General features: G+C 57.3%; 18 protein-coding genes, 1 tRNA gene and 1 riboswitch. Of the genes, 14 read left to right on the top strand and 5 right to left on the bottom strand.

Features of this window, described 5'->3' with window-relative positions:
- The first annotated feature begins 409 nt into the window (after positions 1 to 409).
- From BQ5353_RS06850 to BQ5353_RS06790, 14 genes are all read left to right on the top strand, one after another.
- A complete protein-coding gene (locus BQ5353_RS06850; protein WP_071427543.1) occupies positions 410 to 1120 on the top strand; it encodes a tRNA 2-thiocytidine biosynthesis TtcA family protein in 711 nt (236 codons plus the stop codon).
- A 165-nt stretch (positions 1121 to 1285) separates the two neighbouring features.
- Positions 1286 to 1379, top strand: a tRNA-Ser gene (locus BQ5353_RS06845).
- Between the two features lie 102 nt (positions 1380 to 1481).
- Positions 1482 to 2618: a glycoside hydrolase family 5 protein gene (locus BQ5353_RS06840; RefSeq protein ID WP_071427542.1), complete on the top strand. Its 1137-nt coding sequence runs from the start codon at positions 1482 to 1484 to the stop codon at positions 2616 to 2618.
- 249 nt (positions 2619 to 2867) lie between these two features.
- Entirely contained in the window at positions 2868 to 3038 is a 171-nt protein-coding gene (locus BQ5353_RS12905) for a hypothetical protein (protein WP_153801621.1), read from the top strand.
- A 326-nt stretch (positions 3039 to 3364) separates the two neighbouring features.
- A complete protein-coding gene (locus BQ5353_RS06835; protein ID WP_054331273.1) occupies positions 3365 to 3862 on the top strand; it encodes a GNAT family N-acetyltransferase in 498 nt (165 codons plus the stop codon).
- A 114-nt stretch (positions 3863 to 3976) separates the two neighbouring features.
- A riboswitch (cobalamin riboswitch) is annotated at positions 3977 to 4143 on the top strand.
- A 215-nt stretch (positions 4144 to 4358) separates the two neighbouring features.
- On the top strand, positions 4359 to 5129 hold the full coding sequence (locus BQ5353_RS06830) for a sirohydrochlorin cobaltochelatase (protein WP_054331272.1): 771 nt from the start codon (positions 4359 to 4361) through the stop codon (positions 5127 to 5129).
- A 113-nt stretch (positions 5130 to 5242) separates the two neighbouring features.
- A complete protein-coding gene (gene cbiD, locus BQ5353_RS06825) occupies positions 5243 to 6364 on the top strand; it encodes a cobalt-precorrin-5B (C(1))-methyltransferase CbiD (protein ID WP_071427541.1) in 1122 nt (373 codons plus the stop codon).
- Between the two features lie 19 nt (positions 6365 to 6383).
- The gene (gene cobI / locus BQ5353_RS06820; protein WP_054331271.1) at positions 6384 to 7070 is read left to right on the top strand and encodes a precorrin-2 C(20)-methyltransferase; all 687 of its coding nucleotides are present in this window, start codon (positions 6384 to 6386) and stop codon (positions 7068 to 7070) included.
- Between the two features lie 5 nt (positions 7071 to 7075).
- A complete protein-coding gene (gene cobM / locus BQ5353_RS06815; RefSeq protein ID WP_071427540.1) occupies positions 7076 to 7843 on the top strand; it encodes a precorrin-4 C(11)-methyltransferase in 768 nt (255 codons plus the stop codon).
- Positions 7840 to 8856, top strand: a complete 1017-nt coding sequence (locus BQ5353_RS06810; RefSeq protein ID WP_071427539.1) for a cobalt-precorrin 5A hydrolase — start codon at positions 7840 to 7842, stop codon at positions 8854 to 8856. Before cobM ends, BQ5353_RS06810 begins: the two co-directional genes overlap by 4 nt.
- 15 nt (positions 8857 to 8871) lie before the next feature.
- On the top strand, positions 8872 to 9609 hold the full coding sequence (cobJ, locus tag BQ5353_RS06805) for a precorrin-3B C(17)-methyltransferase (protein ID WP_054331269.1): 738 nt from the start codon (positions 8872 to 8874) through the stop codon (positions 9607 to 9609).
- Positions 9610 to 9621: 12 nt separating this feature from the next.
- Positions 9622 to 10842 carry a bifunctional cobalt-precorrin-7 (C(5))-methyltransferase/cobalt-precorrin-6B (C(15))-methyltransferase gene (locus tag BQ5353_RS06800; protein ID WP_071427538.1) on the top strand — a complete coding sequence of 407 codons (1221 nt, stop codon included), beginning with the start codon at positions 9622 to 9624 and terminating at the stop codon, positions 10840 to 10842.
- A gap of 55 nt (positions 10843 to 10897) precedes the next feature.
- A complete protein-coding gene (locus BQ5353_RS06795) occupies positions 10898 to 11611 on the top strand; it encodes an alpha/beta hydrolase (RefSeq protein WP_054331268.1) in 714 nt (237 codons plus the stop codon).
- 224 nt (positions 11612 to 11835) lie between these two features.
- Entirely contained in the window at positions 11836 to 12282 is a 447-nt protein-coding gene (locus BQ5353_RS06790; protein WP_054331267.1) for an Hsp20/alpha crystallin family protein, read from the top strand.
- Between the two features lie 139 nt (positions 12283 to 12421).
- On the opposite strand, the gene BQ5353_RS06785 is transcribed toward BQ5353_RS06790, so the two are convergent.
- From BQ5353_RS06785 to BQ5353_RS06765, 5 genes are all read right to left on the bottom strand, one after another.
- Positions 12422 to 13360 (bottom strand): thiamine pyrophosphate-dependent enzyme, encoded by a 939-nt coding sequence (locus BQ5353_RS06785; protein ID WP_054331266.1) that lies wholly within the window; start codon positions 13358 to 13360, stop codon positions 12422 to 12424.
- A 13-nt stretch (positions 13361 to 13373) separates the two neighbouring features.
- Complete coding sequence (gene porA / locus BQ5353_RS06780; protein ID WP_054331265.1) at positions 13374 to 14555, bottom strand: pyruvate ferredoxin oxidoreductase; 1182 nt, start codon at positions 14553 to 14555, stop codon at positions 13374 to 13376.
- 12 nt (positions 14556 to 14567) lie between these two features.
- Positions 14568 to 14873 carry a 4Fe-4S binding protein gene (locus BQ5353_RS06775; protein WP_054331264.1) on the bottom strand — a complete coding sequence of 102 codons (306 nt, stop codon included), beginning with the start codon at positions 14871 to 14873 and terminating at the stop codon, positions 14568 to 14570.
- On the bottom strand, positions 14866 to 15447 hold the full coding sequence (locus BQ5353_RS06770; RefSeq protein WP_054331263.1) for a 2-oxoacid:acceptor oxidoreductase family protein: 582 nt from the start codon (positions 15445 to 15447) through the stop codon (positions 14866 to 14868). Before BQ5353_RS06770 ends, BQ5353_RS06775 begins: the two co-directional genes overlap by 8 nt.
- Before the next feature lie 770 nt (positions 15448 to 16217).
- Positions 16218 to 16787 carry a helix-turn-helix domain-containing protein gene (locus tag BQ5353_RS06765; RefSeq protein WP_054331262.1) on the bottom strand — a complete coding sequence of 190 codons (570 nt, stop codon included), beginning with the start codon at positions 16785 to 16787 and terminating at the stop codon, positions 16218 to 16220.
- Between the last annotated feature and the right edge of the window lie 2 nt (positions 16788 to 16789).

The raw sequence follows: 16789 nt of genomic DNA, 5'->3' as shown, positions 1-16789 counted from the left end.
CCACCCCTGATTCAGATTTGCCGGGAGGGAATTTCATGGTCTCTGGACTGTTTTCATTATAGCATTTGGCCAGGCGGGGCGGCAATCCACGCCTGCCCTCCTCTTGCGCCAGGTTTTGGAAGATTCCCACAGCATTCACCGGGGATTCTTTGATTCCTTGGCCTTCTTCTTTATTTCCCCGATTCTCTCCGGTTTCCTCTGACCCCTCAGCCGGGGTGGAATTCTTTGGCCTGCCGGGATGGAAATCGGTGGGCATGCCTTGAAATTCTATCTTCAACCCGCTAGAATAGATGGGTACCTTCCCTGCTGTTGCCGGTTTTTTGGCAACGCCCCGCCGGGGATATCCCGGTTATAACAGCAGCGCTTGCAAGGGATCATTGGGGAAGTTTTTTATATGAGGAGAACCGCCATGCAAAAATTGATGGGCTATATGCGCAAAGCCATAACCGAATACAACATGCTGGAGGATGGGGACAAGGTCGCCGTCGGGGTCAGCGGGGGCAAGGATTCCGTCGCCCTGCTTACCGCCTTAGCCTGGATGCGCAGTTATCTGGGCATCGACTACAGCCTGGTTGCTATCACCTTAGACCCCCAGTTCGGCGGGGTACCAGGGGATTTTTCCGCCATTGAAGAGCTCTGTTCCCGCCTGGATGTCCCCTACATTTTAAAGCGCACGGAGATTGGGCAGGTGATCTTTGATATCCGGGACGAGAGCAACCCCTGCTCCCTCTGCGCCCGGATGCGCCGGGGCTGCCTCCACGACACCGCCAAAGCCGCGGGCTGCAATAAAATCGCCTTAGGGCATCACTACGACGACGCGGTGGAGACCTTTGTGATGAACCTGTTCAACGAGGGGCGGATCGGCTGCTTTTCCCCGGTCACCTATCTTTCCCGCAAGGATCTGACCATGATCCGGCCTATGGTCTTTGCCCCAGAGAACGACATCCGCAAGGCAGTAAAGCACGAGGGCCTGCCGGTGGCCAAGAGCAGCTGCCCCGTGGATGGGGTCACCACCCGCCAGTGGACCAAGGATTGGCTCCGGGCCATGGAAAAGGAACACAAAGGCCTCAAACAGCGGCTGTTTGGCGCCATGAAACGGGCCCATGTCAGTGAGTGGTGATTGGCCTCGGCTAGGAATTTTGCCGATTTCCCGGTTGATTTTTCCACAGGTATTTGGTATACTAATTGTTGCATCCCAAGGTTTGTCCCCTCTGTGTCAATTCCAGCGGGGAAGATCGCTAAGAAGGATGTGCCTCTTCTTTTCCCATTGAGGGGAAAACTATATGGAAGCGTATCGAAGTGGTCGTAACGAGAACGACTCGAAATCGTTTTGTCTGTGATGAGCAGGCACGTGGGTTCGAATCCCACCGCTTCCGCCAAAGCCAAAATAGCAGTATCCTCTAATGGGGGATACTGCTATTTTTACTCTTATTAATTTTAAATCCCAATAGAGATATGATGGTGTCAAAAGGAGGAGATTTATGAAGAAACTTCATTACCTATGTTTTCTGATGCTTATAAGTTTGGTATTTACCGCTTGTACCGCAACGGGAAATAATTCCGTGCCCTCTTTGCCGCAAAGCTCACAGGAGACGCCGGCAGAAGATAGCAGCGCACAAAGTGCCCAGGAACCATCTGAGCAGCCCGTAGATCACAAGGAGGAACAAAGTAAAACGGAAAGTCAAGCTGATGCTCCAGAAGAACCGGTTAGCATGAATGGAGAGTATCCGATTTCCCCCGCAGATTACCAAAAACTGCTTGGAAAAGGAATGGACGTGGATTGGTCAAAAACCAATCAGGGACGAAAATACTATAATACACAAGCGGCAATTGATTTTTCCGAAGCAGGTATTTCTCATGTGCGAATCCGTATTGCAGACAAGGCCACAGACGATCTTTTAGAGGGACTAGATCGACAGATTGAGGATTGCCTAGCGAATGGGATCATCCCGGTGATTGCTTATCAAGCAGACGAATTTAAGAATGATCCCAGTGAAGAAAATATTCAAGAGGTTGTGGATTGGTGGACAAAGGTTGCAAAACGCTATCAAGATACCTCCTATTTATTGTCGTTTGACCTGTTGATTGAATCTACTGATGCACTAAATAAACAGCCTGATAAATTGAACGAAATCTATGAGCAGCTTGTGACAGAAATCAGAAAGACAAATCCGAATCGGATTATTATGATTTCTCCTAGGCTGCGCTCTGATGCAGCTTATCTGCATGAATTGGAAATCCCCACAGATCATAATGACTATCTTATGGCGGAATGGCATTTTTATGCCGCAGGCCCCAGCAAAACAAATGACCGTAAGTTGTGGACCACTGGAACTGAGCAGGAGCGTTCTCTGATTGATGAGAAGATCCAGCTTGCGCTGGAATGGCAGCAGGAAACAGGGATTCCCACTTGGGTAGGAGCATGGATGCCAGGAAATTATAACGATGGGAATGACTATACAATTGAGGAGCAGGTTGTCTTTTCCAGTTACATGACCCAACAGTTAACAAATGCTGGTATCCCGTTTGCTGTCAACTCAGACACAAAATTTTATGACAGAAAGTCTAATAAGTGGATTCCCACAATGATGCCTGTATTCGACTGTATTTATAGCTGATCACAGAGGACAACAAACAAAAATAAGGGGTTAAGTTGCTATCCCGTTTCTTCTCTAAAATGTATATCGTTTTTAACCGCCCTTTCTGGAATTTTCTTGCCTGTCCGCTATATTTCATACAATCTATGCCCAATAATTATAGGGCACAAATATGGCCGATTTCAAATTCACCTCAAACTTTAAAACATCTGTAAAGGCCGAACGGTATGAAAATTGTGAAATGACCGTTCAATAAGGAAGGAGCTAAAAATGAACTTTCAAGAACCATCCATGTTTGATTTGCTGATCGAAGCCCATATTGGGTTGGACCGTCAAGGCCCTGGCAGCTCGGAGATGACGCGCCGCGCCCTGGGATTTGTGGATAATCTAGATGCGAATTTCCGCATCGTTGATTTGGGCTGCGAAAAAAGCGCTTCTTGAAAAATATCCTGGCAGCGAAACGGTCAAAGCTTATGTGGCAGGCGGCAAATACGAAGCGAAGCTATACTCTAAGTATAAACCGTATTATGGTTACGTCTTTTATATTGGGAAGAACGCATAACGGCAGTTTCGCTGCCAGTATGCAGCGGCGAACACCTTATATGGACAGAGCCCATTTGGCAAGGCCGCCGGCAGAAGCCGGCGGCCTTGCCTCTTTTCCTGGATTGTTTGGTTCAAAACGGTTCTAAAGGCCGTACTCCCCCTATTTGACTCCCTATCCCCCATGGGATATACTGAAAAAAAGTCCCACAAAACGAGGTGTTTATATGGTAATCCGGCGCCTTACCCCATCCGACGACATCGACCATGTCAGCCGCGTCTATGCCCGAAGCTGGAAAACAGCCTACCAAGGTATTGTTCCACAGGAATACCTGGACTCCCTCCCGGAAAACCGGTGGTCCCCTTTCCTCGCGGAAGACCCCTCCCAGTTGTGGCTGGCCTGCGAAGGGGAGGAAATCATCGGCGCATCCACCTACGGCCCCACCCGGGATGGGGCTATGCCCGGTTGGGGGGAGATCGTCTCCATTTACCTTCTCCCAGAATTTTATCGCCGGGGAATTGGCTCAAAACTGTTTAAAGCTTCCTTGGAGTCGCTGGTTTCTATGGGATACAGCGACGTCTACCTGTGGGTATTGGAGGACAACCATCCTGCCCGGCGGTTTTACGAGAAAAACGGCTTCCAATGCAATGGGGATGCCCTCTGCGACACCATCGGCGGCAAGGAACTGCGGGAGATCCGGTATATCCTCCATCTGGGGAAATAGGTAATTGGGAGCAATTTGCCCGCTCTGGGATGGCTTTCCTTGACTTCTCCTCCGGCAAGATGCTACAATGATCGCAAGCGATCATTGGGGGAAATCTCCCTCTCCTCGCTGTATATACACAAACAAAAAAGCTGTAGTTCGGAAACGGGTGCAAATCCCGTGCGGTCCCGCCGCTGTAAGGGCCAAGTCCTCCTGCTGGATGCCACTGGGAAACTGGGAAGGCGCAGGAAAGACGCTGGGAAGGCCCAAGCCAGAATACGGACAGCTTTTTTCAGGGAAGGCGCCTCTTGCGAGCGACAAAGGCAGCCGGTTGGGCGGGGAAAACTCCGCCTTATTGGTGTTGTTGAGACCTCCGGCGCAGAGTAAGCCGGGGGCCTTTTCCATTTCTGGCAGGTTGTCCCAGCAAGAGTCATGGCCCTGCCATCCCCTGCTCCACGCGGCGGGCGCGCCTTCCCTTTTCATTCACACCAGCCAAAAAACGACGCGGAGGATTTTTATGGAACAGCAAGCGATTTTAGTGGTCAGTTTCGGCACCAGCCACGACGGCACCCGGGAAAAAACCATAGGCGCCTTGGAGCGGGAGGTGGCTAGTGCCTACCCTTCTATCCCAATTCGCCGTGCTTTCACCAGCAAGGTGATCCTCCGGGGGCTGGAGCGGCGGGGAATCCAGGTGGATTCGGTCCCCCAGGCCCTGGACAAATTGGTGGAGGAAGGGTTTTCCAACGTGGCTGTCCTCTCCTCTCATCTCATCCCCGGGGAAGAGTATGACAAACTCCGCGCCCTCATCGAGGAATACCGCCCCCGCTTTCCATCCCTTTCGCTGACTGCCCCCCTCCTGCACACCACCGGGGATTTGCTGGCAGTGGCCAAGGCGGTCCTAGACCGGCACCCTGTCGCAGAAGGGGAGGCTCTGGTGCTGATGGGCCACGGCACTTACCATCCGGCCAACAGCATCTACCCTGCCCTGGACTTCGTCTTCCGGGACCTTGGCCGGGAGGATGTCTTTGTGGGCACGGTGGAGGGCTACCCGGAGGTGGATTCGGTGCTGCGGCGGCTGCAAAGGGCCGGGTACACCAAAGCCCTCCTTGTTCCGCTGATGCTGGTGGCCGGGGATCACGCCATCAACGACATGGCCGGGGAAGAGCCGGACAGTTGGAAAAACCAGTTGGAAGGGGCCGGCATCGCCGTCCGCTGCGCTTTGGAGGGGCTGGGGGAAGTCCCCGCCATCCGGGAGCTGTACCTCTCCCACCTGCGGGAGGTTTTGTAGGAGGATTTTCCTTTCCCTCACAGGCTTTTTTTGGTACAATGGTTCCATAGCAGGACAAAACGGCGCCCAAAGACCGCATGCTGCGGTCTTTTCTTTTAAAAGGGGGGATTTTCTTGGCATTTGAACAATATTTGCAGCGGGGCCGCCAAAAACTGCGCTGTGGATACACCACCGGCGCTTGCGCCGCCTTAGCGGCAAAGGCCGCCGCCAAAATGCTGCTGACCCAGCAGATGGCGCAGGAGGAAACCCTTGTGTTACCCAAGGGTTTGGCCGTCACCGTGCCCATAGAAGAAGCAGCCTTTTCCCCCTCTTTCGCCTCCTGTGCCGTCCGCAAGGACGGGGGGGACGACTGCGACGCCACCCATGGCCTTCTCATCTATGCCAGAGTCTCCCCCTGTGCCCACCCCGGTGTGGAAATCGACGGAGGCCAAGGGGTGGGCCGGGTCACCCGCCCCGGCCTGGATCAACCGGTGGGGGCTGCGGCCATCAACTCCACCCCCCGGCGGATGATCCGGGAGGAGGTGGAGGCAGTCTGCCGCAGTTTGGACTACCAAGGCGGCCTCTCGGTGGTGATCAGCACTCCAGGCGGGGAAGCGGTCGCCCAGAAGACCTTTAACCCGGTGCTGGGCATTGAAGGGGGGATCTCCATCTTGGGCACCAGCGGCGTAGTGGAACCCCAAAGCCTTCAAGCCCTCTTAGACACCATTCAAGTGGAGCTAAAGATGCATGCCGCCGCCGGCTGCAAAGAGGTCATCTTCACCCCTGGCAACTACGGGGAGGACTTTTTGAAGGCCCATCCTCCGGTCCGGGAAATCCCGGTGGTAAAAATCTCCAACTTTGTGGGGGATTCCCTAGATTTTGCGGTGGAGATGGGTTTCACCCAGGTGTACCTGGTGGGCCACCTGGGCAAATTTGTCAAGCTGGCCGCCGGGGTGATGAACACCCATTCCCGTTATGCCGACGGTCGGCGGGAGGTCTTTGCCGCCCATGCGGGGATGGCTGGGGCCAACCAGAACTGCATCTGCCAGCTGATGGAAGCCCCCACCGCCGACCAGTGCCTCGCCATTTTGGAAGACGCCGGCCTTCGGGAGCCGGTTCTCGATTCCATTTTCAAACAGATTCTCTACCACACCCGCCGCCGGGCCGATGGGGTCCAGGTGGAGGCGGTGGTTTTCAGCAACCAATCCGGCGCACTCGCCTACAGCGAGGAGGCGGGCCGGTTATTTCGTTTGTAACAAAGGAGGGCATCCGCCCATGAACAAAGGCGTTTTCTGGGGGGTCAGCGTTGGCCCCGGTGACCCTGAACTCCTCACCCTGGCCGCCCAAAAGGCCATCCTCCGCTGCCCGGTGCTGGCGGTGCCCCGCACCAAAGGGGAACACATGCTAGCTCTTTCCATCGCCCAGGGGGCGGCGGACCTCTCAGACAAGGAAATCCTCCCCTTGGATTTTTTGATGACCACCGACCCCAAAGCCCTCACAGAAAATCACCGGCATCTGGCGGGGCTGGTCGCCCAAAAGCTGGACCAGGGTCTGGATGTGGCCATGCTCAACCTGGGGGATGCCTCCATCTACGCCACCTTTTCCTACCTGATGGAGCTTCTGGCTGGGGACTATGAGGTGAAGGTCATCCCTGGGGTGCCCAGCTTCTGCGCAGCTGCAGCCGCCGCCAGGTTCCCCCTCACCACCATGAACCAGCCTCTGCACATCCTCCCCGCCGGCAAGGAGGGGATGGAGGAACAGCTGACCCAGCCGGGCCGGTTTGTGCTGATGAAAAGCGGCCGGCAGCTCCCCCGGGTCCAGGAGGCTCTGCGCCAGGCCGGGCTCTATGAAAAATCAGTTCTAGTGGCCGATTGCGGCCTCCCCAGCCAGGCCATTTACGAAAATTTGGACGACATCCGGGAAAACCCTGGGTATTTTACCACCATCTTGGTAAAGGAGTGACAGCGATGGTCCATTTTGTAGGGGCGGGCAGCGGCGCCGCCGACTTAATCACCCTGCGGGGGGCTAGGCTCTTGGGCGAGGCCGACGTGGTTGTCTATGCCGGGAGCCTAATCAACCCAGAACTTCTGGAGCTGACCCGGCCGGGGTGCTCCCTGTACAACAGCGCCAAAATGACTTTGGAGGAGGTCCTTTCGATCCTTCAACAAGCGGAAAGGGAGGGCAAAACCGCCGTCCGCCTCCACACCGGAGATCCCTGCCTCTATGGGGCCATCCGGGAACAGATGGACGCCTTGGATGCCCTTGGCATCCCCTGGGCAGTCTGCCCGGGGGTTTCCAGCTTCTGCGGGGCGGCGGCAGCCTTGGGGGCAGAGTACACCCTCCCCGGTGTGAGCCAGAGCGTCATCATCACCCGGATGGCGGGGCGCACCCCAGTGCCGGAGCGGGAATCCATCGCCGCCCTGGCAGCCCACGGCAGCACCATGGTGGTGTTTTTGAGCGCCGGCCTGCTGGAGGGGCTCCAGGCCCAGCTGATGGAGGGGGGCTATGCCCCTGACACCCCGGCGGCCATCGTCTATAAGGCCACCTGGCCGGAGGAAAAAGTCCTGCGCTGCCAGGTCTCCAGCTTGGCAAAAACCGCTCAGGAAAACGGCGTCGACCGGACTGCCCTCATCCTGGTGGGCCGTTTTTTGGAGGGAAGTTACGACCGCTCCCGGCTCTATGACCCCACCTTCACCACCGGCTACCGCCAAGGAAAGGACGGGGCAGAGGCATGAAGCTGGCCATCCTCTCCTTCACCGCAACTGGCAAGCAGCTGGGGGAGCGGCTTTGCCGCCTTCTCACCGCCCAAGGCCACCAGGTGGCCGCCAGTTCCACCAAGGCGGGGGCCGACCTCCACTCTTGGACGGCAGCCTGGTTTACCGATGCCGACGGTCTCATCTACATCGGGGCGGCGGCCATCGCGGTTCGGGCCATCGCCCCCCATCTAAAGAGCAAAACCACCGACCCCGCCGTCCTCTGTGTAGATGAGCTGGGGCGGTTTGTCATTCCCCTCCTGTCCGGCCACATTGGCGGGGCCAACAGCCTGGCCCGCCAGATCGGGGCCCTTTTGGGGGCCACGGCGGTGATCACCACCGCCACCGACCTCCACGGCCTGTTTGCCGTGGATACCTGGGCCAAATCCCAGGGGCTGGCTCTGCGCAATGCCGAGGCCATCAAACGGGTCTCCGGCAAGCTACTGGATGGGGAAACCGTCCGGGTATTCAGTGAATTCCCGGTGGCCGGAGCCCTGCCTGCTGGGCTCCTCCTGGTTGGGGAGGAAGAACCGTGCGACCTCTATCTGGGCATCCATCCCTGCCCTTTCCCGGACGCCCTCCAGCTCATCCCCCCCATTGTGTGTGCCGGAATGGGCTGCCGCCGGGGCATTGTCCAGGAAATCTTGGAGCGATCTCTGCGGTCTGCCTTCCAGGCGGCAAACCTCTGCCCCCAAGCGCTGGGGAAGATCGCCTCCATCGACCGAAAAGCCGGGGAACCGGGCCTTCTCGCCCTTTGCCATAAACTGGGCCTCCCCTTTCTCACCTATACCGCCGGGGAACTTATGGGAACCCCTGGCAGCTTCACCCCTTCCCCCTTTGTGGAGGCCACAGTGGGGGTGGACAACGTCTGCGAGCGCAGCGCTGTCCAGGGAAGCGGCGGGCGGCTCCTCCTCCCCAAACAGGTAGGGGACGGCGTCACCGTGGCGCTGGCCGCAGCTCCCTATCAAGTGGATTTTTCGACAACTAACACCTAAAGGAGGTTGATCCCCATGAAACAGCTGACCGTAGTTGGCCTCGGCCCGGGCGGCCCCCAGGGACTGACCGCCCAGGCACAGGAAGCCCTGGGGGAAGCGGATCTGATCTGCGGCTACACCGGCTACATCGACCTGATCCGGGAGTATTATCCAGATAAGGAGCTGCTTTCTACCCCCATGACCCAGGAGATCGCCCGGTGTCGGGCTGCTTTGGAGGCCGCCGGCCAAGGCCGCCGGGTGGCCATGGTATGCAGCGGGGATCCTGGCGTCTACGGGATGGCTAGCCCCATCCTGGAACTGGCGGAGGAATTCCCCCAGGTGGAAGTGGAAATCCTCCCCGGAGTGACCGCCGCCACCAGCGGGGCCGCCTTGCTGGGCGCACCCTTGACCCACGATTTTGCGGTGATCTCCCTCAGCGACCGGCTCACCCCCTGGGAACTGATCTTAAAGCGGCTGCGGCTGGCTGCCCAGGGGGATTTTGTCCTCTGCTTATACAACCCGGTGAGCAAGTCCCGCCCTGACCATTTGAAAATCGCCTGCGACGCCCTGCTGGAGGTCCTCCCCGGCGACCGGCTCTGCGGCTGGGCCCGGAACATCGGCCGGGCAGGGGAGGAATCGGCCATCCTCACCCTTGGGGAGCTGCGGGAGACGGACAACCTGGACATGTTCACCACCGTGTTCATCGGCAACAGCTCCACCCGCCGGGTGGGGGATCGGCTGGTCACCCCCCGTGGCTACGGGATGAACCAGTAAGGGGGGAACTTTATGAAAGTAACACTGTTGGGCGTCGGCATGGGGAATGGCTCCCTGACCACCAAAGCCCAAGCCGCCCTGGGGGAAGCGGATGTCCTTCTGGGGGCCAGGCGAGTGCTGGATAGCATCCCCGGCTTCTGCGGGGAGCGGGTCGCTACCTATGCCTCAGGGGAGATTCTCTCCTTCCTCCAAAGCCACCCCGGATGCCGCCGGGCAGTGGTGGCCTACAGCGGCGACACCGGCTTTTACAGCGGTGCGCGGCAGCTCCTCCCCTTGTTGGAGGAGCACGGCATCCCAGTAGAGGTGCTTCCCGGCATCTCCACGGTGCAGGCCCTCGCGGCCCGGCTGGGGATTCCCTGGCAGGAATTTTGCCTGGTCAGCGCCCATGGGGTGGATACAGACGTCCTCGCCCCGCTGCTCAACCATCCATCGGTTTTTTACCTCACTGGGGGGAAGTGGACCCCCGGCGCCATCTGCGGGGAGTTCTGCCGGGCGGGCCTGGGGGACACCCTAGTGACGGTGGCCTCCAACCTCTCTTACCCGGAAGAAGAAGTGGTCACCGCCACAGCCAAAGAGATCGCCCATCGGCCGTTCCCCTCTTTAAGCGCCCTCCTCGCCCGGCGGCAAAAACCGTCCTTCCGGCGGGAATTTGGCTCTTTTGGCATCCCCGACAGCGCCTTTCTGCGGGGAGAAGTCCCCATGACCAAGGCGGAGGTGCGGGCGGTTATCCTCTCCAAGCTGCGCCTTTCCCCCCACAGCGTCGCCTACGACGTGGGGGCGGGCACCGGGTCGGTTTCGGTAGAAATGTCCCTTGCCGCCCACTGGGGCAGGATCTACGCTATAGAGGAAAATCCCGCCGCCCTGGAGCTGATCGCCGCCAACCGGGAGCGCTTCGGCGCTTACAACCTGGAAGTGGTTCCTGGCCGGGCGCCGGGTTCTTTGAAACCCCTCCCCCCGCCTGACGCGGTGTTTGTAGGCGGCTCCAAAGGGGAGCTGCAAGGGATTCTGGAGGCTGTGCTTGAAAAAAACCCCCGGTGCCGGGTGGCAATCAGCGCTGTGACTCTGGAGACCCTCGCCCAGGGAACAACCCTCCTCACCCGGCTGGGCTTATCCGGCGCAGAGTGGGTCCAAATCGGGGTGAGCCGGGCCAAACTCCTGGGCAGCAGCCATCTTTTGATGGCGCAGAACCCCATTTTCCTGCTGGCAGCAGGTGGGGAGGAACCCTCTTGGTAATTCCACCTGGCGGGGGAATCCCTGCCTTTCTTTGTCCTCGAAAGGAGGATATTTTATGGACACAACCCCTATTTTTATCGGGGAAATCCCCGCCCTCCTGTGGGGTGCCCCCTCCAGCCAGCTGATTGTGGCGGTCCACGGCAGCGGCTCCCACAAAGGGGATGAGGTCATCGCCCTGCTGGCCCGGGAGGCAGTGCCCAAAGGCTACCGGGTTCTCAGTTTCGACCTCCCGGAGCATGGGGACCGCCAAGGCCATCCCGCCCTATGTAAGGCGCAGACCTGTGTCCCGGAACTGGTTCAGGTCATGGCCTACGCCCAAACCCTGGCCTCCCACATCCGGCTATTCGGGTGCAGCTTAGGAGCATATTTCGGCCTCCTCGCCTGCCGGGGATTCCCCTTGGAGCAGGCCCTGTTCCTTTCCCCAGTGGTGGATATGGAGCGGCTCATCGGGAATATGATGGGCTGGTTCCAGGTCACCCCCCAGCAGCTGGAAGCAGAGGGGGAAATTCCCACCCCTATGGGCCAAACCCTGTATTGGGACTATTACTGTTATGTAAAGGGCCATCCCATCGACCAGTGGGATGCCCCGACTGCCATCCTGTGCAGCTCCCAGGATACCCTAAGCGAGCCGGAGGTGGTGCATGCCTTTGCCCGGCGGTTCTCCTGCGATTTGCAGGTTCTGGAAGGCGGGGAGCACTTTTTCCACACCCCCCAGCAGCTGGCCGTCTATCGGGATTGGCTGTCACGTCATATAGAGCCAGTAGTCTAAAAGGCAAAAGGGCACCCGTTTCTACGGGTGCCCTTTTGCTGCGCCTAGGCCCTCTTGTCTCTTATTGCATGAAATGAAAACAATTTTTGAGGAAAATGTTAATTTTAGCACTCTAGTGTTGACAGTGCTAAATCCCGGTGGTATTCTAAAGGCGTACCAAGGAAAGGGGCCCAGAAAGGTCCCCCCTGGCAGGCAATATCCATCGTGAATAGGAGGAATGAAGTATGTTGCCTAGCATCTTTGGAGAAAACTTGTTTGATGATTGGTTTGAATCCCCCATTGAAAAAACCTTTTTTGGGGAACGCAACCCTCTGTATGGCAAACACGCCAAGAACTTGATGAAAACCGATGTACGGGAGACCGATTCCAGCTATGAGCTGGCCATCGACCTGCCTGGTTTTAAGAAAGAGGACATTCAGGCCCAGCTGAAAAATGGTTACCTAACCATCAGCGCATCCAAGGGTCTTGATAAAGATGAGACCGACAAAGAAGGCCGTTACATCCGTCAAGAGCGTTACACCGGCCAGTGCTGCCGCACCTTCTATGTGGGGGACGGCATCTCCCAAGAAGAGATCCGCGCCAAATTTGAGGACGGCATCTTGAAGCTGTCTGTCCCCAAGAAACAGCCCAAGGCCATCGAATCCAGCCAGTACATTTCCATCGAAGGCTAACAAGAAAGAGCCCGGCAATTGTTGCCGGGCTCTTTCTATCCCCCCAATCAGCGTTTCCCCATAATAGAACAAAAGGGCCAGGCAAAAGCCTGGCCCTTTTTCTCCATTGGGAAACGGTTGGGTAGTATCCTATTTGCAGTTACAGCTCTTCGCCGCATTTTTTCAGCAGCTGGGCCCACTTCTCGTCAACATCCTTCTGGATCTCGGCGATCAGAGCTTCGTTGCCGGGTTTGAACAGGTGTCTGAACCGGCCCTGGAGCTTCAGGAACTCCTCGATGGGCAGCTTGTTCTTGGGACGGTAGGACAGCTTCCAAACGCCGTTCTCCACCTCAAACAGAGGCCAGAAGCAGGTCTCTACAGCCATCTTGCAGACGGTCATCATGTCCTCAGAGGGGTATCTCCAACCTCTGGGGCAGGGAGCCATGACGTTCAGGAAAGCCGCACCAGGGGTGTGGATGGCCTTGTAAGCCTTCTCATGCAGGTCTTTGAAGTTGCCGATAAAGGTGGTCTGGGCCACATAGGGGATGTCGTGGGCGGCGATCACCGCAGCCAGGTCTTTGCGGGACTGAGCCTTACCAGGGCTGCATTTGCCCACGGCAGAAGTGGTGGTCTCGGCATATTTGGGGGTGGAGGAGGCTCTCTGGATACCGGTGTTCATGTATGCTTCGTTGTCGTAGCAGACATACACCATATCGTGGCCGCGCTCCATGGCGCCGGACAGGGACTGGAAGCCGATGTCGTAGGTGCCGCCGTCGCCGCCGAAGGCGATGAATTTATATTTCTCGTTCAGCTTGCCTCTCTGGGTCAGCGCGCGGTAGGCGGATTCCACACCGCTGCAGGTGGCGCCGGAGTTCTCAAACGCCGCGTGGATAAAGGAATCGTTCCAAGAGGTATAGGGATACATGCAGGTGGATACCTCCAGGCATCCGGTGGCGCTGGTGATAACCGCTTTTTCATCGGCGTCCAGCGCACGAAGCACACCTCTTACGGCGATACCGGCGCCGCAGCCGGCACACAATCTGTGGCCGCCCGACAGACGCTCGGGTTTGCTCATCTCTTCTTTAAAGTTGTAAGCCATGCCTGTCGCCTCCTTATTCTCTTACTCCCAGGTACTGGTAACCTGTGGGGATTGCATCGGTTTTGACAACCTCTTCCAGCTTGCCGAAGGCGCACTTGATGTCGTCCACCTTCACGTCGCGGCCGCCCAGGCCGTAGACAAAGTTGATGGCCTTCACATTGTTGCAGACGCCGAACATAGAAGCGCGGACGTCAGCGCCCAAGGGGCCGCCGATGTCGGAGAAGCTCTCCGCCTTGTCCATGATAGCCACAGCCTTGACGTTCTTCAGGGCGGCGGCGATCTCCTCGCCGGGGAAGGGGCGGTACACGCGGACTTTGATCAGGCCGGCTTTGACGCCCTGGGCTCTGAGCTCATCCACAGCGTCCTTAGCAGTGCCGGCAGAGGAGCCGATGATGACCATGGCATACTCGGCATCTTCCATCTTGTACTTCTCGATGAAGCCGTATTTGCGGCCGGTCAGCTCCTCGTATTCCTTGGCGACGTCCAGGATGACCTTCTTGGCGTTGTGCATGGCGACAGCCTGCTGTTTTTTATGCTCCATGTAGTAATGGACGGTGTCGTAGGGGCCGACAGACAGGGCCTCGGCGGGGTTCAGGAGGCATTTCTCCGGCTTGTACTCGCCGACAAACGCCTTGACCTTCTCATCCTCCAACAGGGTGATGTTGTCCACAGCGTGGCTGGTGATAAAGCCGTCCTGGCAGGCCATAACCGGCAGCAGAACGTCTTTGTGCTCACCGATGCGGAAGCTCATGATGTAGTTGTCGTAGGCCTCCTGGGCGTTCTCAGCATAGATCTGGATCCAGCCGGCATCCCGGGCGCCCATGGAGTCGGAATGGTCGTTGTTGATGTTGATGGGGCCGGACAGGGCGCGGTTGATGCAAGCCAGCACGATGGGCAGGCGGCAGGAAGCGGCCACATACAGCATCTCCCACATCAGGGCCAAACCACAGGAAGAGGTGGCGGTGATGGTTCTGGCGCCGGCGGCCTCGGAGCCGATGGAAGCGGACATTGCGCTGTGCTCCGACTCAACGGGGACAAAGATGGTGTCGATCTGGCCGTTGGCGACATACTGGGAGATAAACTGTGGAATCTCGGTGGAAGGGGTGATGGGGAATGCGGGCATAACATCGGGGTTTACCTGCCGGATGGCATAGGAGACCGCCTCGTTGCCCGATAATCTCTCTCTGATTGCCATGTTCTCTCCTCCTTAGTCTTTGTTAAAGGTAATTGCCTTGAAGGGGCAGACTTTGAAGCAGATGCCGCAGCCTTTGCAGTGGTCATAATCAAAGTCCCCTCTCTTGCCGTCTACCACCGGGATAGCGCTGTCGGGGCAGACCGGTACGCACAAGAGGCACTGTTTGCAGTTTTCAGGAACGAACACGGGGGTAGCGGTTCTCCACTCGCCGGTGTTGAAGAAGTGGGAGTTGCCGGAACCGTAGATGTCACCACCGGGGGTGAGATCGGCGTAGGCACTTTTTTCGTGGATATCTTTCATCAAATTTTCTTTAGCCATTGCACTGAACCTCCTTCAGGGAGACTTCGAGGGCCTTCATATTGCCCGCGATGACTTCGGGTTTGGAAGCGAATTTGTGTTTGAAGGAAGCTTCCATGTTCTCCAGGAACAGCTTCTCATCCATGAAGCCGCTCGCTTTCACCGCAGCAGCCAGCATGGGGGTGTTGGGCATGTTTCTGCCGATGCACTCGATGGAGATCTTCTTGGCGTCGATGGTATACACCTTGCCGGTGTAGCCCTTCAGCTTGGCGCGCAGCTCGGCGGGGTCTTTGGCGGAGTTGATGACGATACCGCCCTCCGGTTTCAGGCCAGCGGTGACGTCGACAGAGTCCAGCAGGGTCTCATCCACAACCACCACGTAGTCGGGCTCGTAAATGTTGGAGTGTACGCGGATGGGCTCATTGGAGAGGCGGTTGTAGGCGGTGATGGGCGCGCCCATTCTCTCCGGGCCGTACTCTGGGAAGCCCTGGATGTAAAGACCGGTGCTGAAAGCAACGTCTGCCAGCAGGAGAGACGCGGTCTTAGCGCCCTGTCCGCCTCTGCCATGCCAACGAATTTCTGTTAGCTTTTTCATCATGTTTCCCCTTTCCATGAATGGTTTTTAGCCTATTAAATTCAATGAAATTTAATAATTTAATTCTATTCTACACGATATTTTTGACTTGTCAAGGGCGCAAGGGGAATCTATCCCCCGGCCCTTCCATTCGTTGTCAAATTCGACTGTTTTCTTCCAATTTCAGCGATATTCCCTGTTTAAACCGACGGTTCCTTTTTCTCTACTACTTCCCCTCCGCCCTGCATAGCTGGATGGTTTTGGCAGTTTTTTGCCCTTGAACGAGATTCTCTCTTTTTCGACAGGGGATTCTGCTGCATTTTCCCGGCCTCTGTCCATACTCCGCTGACAGAATGCACCAACTTTGTATGTTTTCTGGGAACAAACCGACTGCACCCATTCTTACGTTTTTACGTTCAAATTAAATCACATTAAATCGATGTTGGTTTCGTCAAATTTGGTGTTTTCCTTCTGTGCAATCTGCCTTCCAGGAAAAGGGAAAGCCCGATGTCCCAATGTGTGCCCTGGCATCCGCCACAAAAGGTGCTCTCACCCGGCACCGGTATCTGCCCGGATGCAACAGACCTGCAAATTTCGCATCCATCTCCCTTCCTGCCCTGGCGGATGGCTCCATTTCCCTCTCTCTGTCGGCAACTCCCCTAAGGGGCCGGGTAGTTCCCTCAACAAAACCAGAGCTGTCCAGACCTAAACCGCGGGAAAGCCCCCTTTCCAATACGCAAAAAGCTCCCCCACCGCCGCCAAGGCTAAGTAGGGGGGCTTTTTCTCGTTGTCTACAGCAAGGGGGCCGCTGTGGCGATGACCACCCGGGCCTCCTCCTTCCCCCGGTTCAGCCACCCGTGGCGGCTGCGGGGAGGGATGCGGGCACTGTCCCCCGGCAGGAGATGGTACTCCTGGTCGTCCATAAACAGGGTGACCTCCCCGGCCTGTACCAGGCAGACCTTCTCGCTCTCACTGACCATGGAGCGGTCGGTGGAGCCGTGGAAAGGGGATAGGTACATTTCATAAAAGGAGAGTTCCCCCGAGGCATCGGGGGTCAGCAGACGGTACGACCCTTCGGTGATCTGGGGGGTGACGACAGTCTTCCGGTCCTGGGGGCGGACCACCACTTCCTCTTTGTGGCTCTCCCCCATAAAAAAGTAATAGAGGGGGGTCTCCAGCGCGGCGGAGAGGGCTTTTAACGTGTTGATGGAGGGGTTGGCTAGGTTGCGCTCCATCTGGCTGAGCATTGAGGGGGAAATCCCCACCAGCCGGGAGAGCTCCTTGATGTTGAGCCCCTTCTGCTGCCGGTATGCCTGGATCTTCTCCCCGATGTTGACGGCGTCCAATTCCCGTTTTTCCATTG

Source organism: Merdimmobilis hominis, assembly GCF_900104615.1.
Classification (GTDB): Bacteria; Bacillota; Clostridia; order Oscillospirales; family Ruminococcaceae; genus Merdimmobilis; species Merdimmobilis hominis.
Note: the sequence above shows the minus strand (reverse complement) of the source record. Positions and strands in the feature narration are given on the sequence as shown.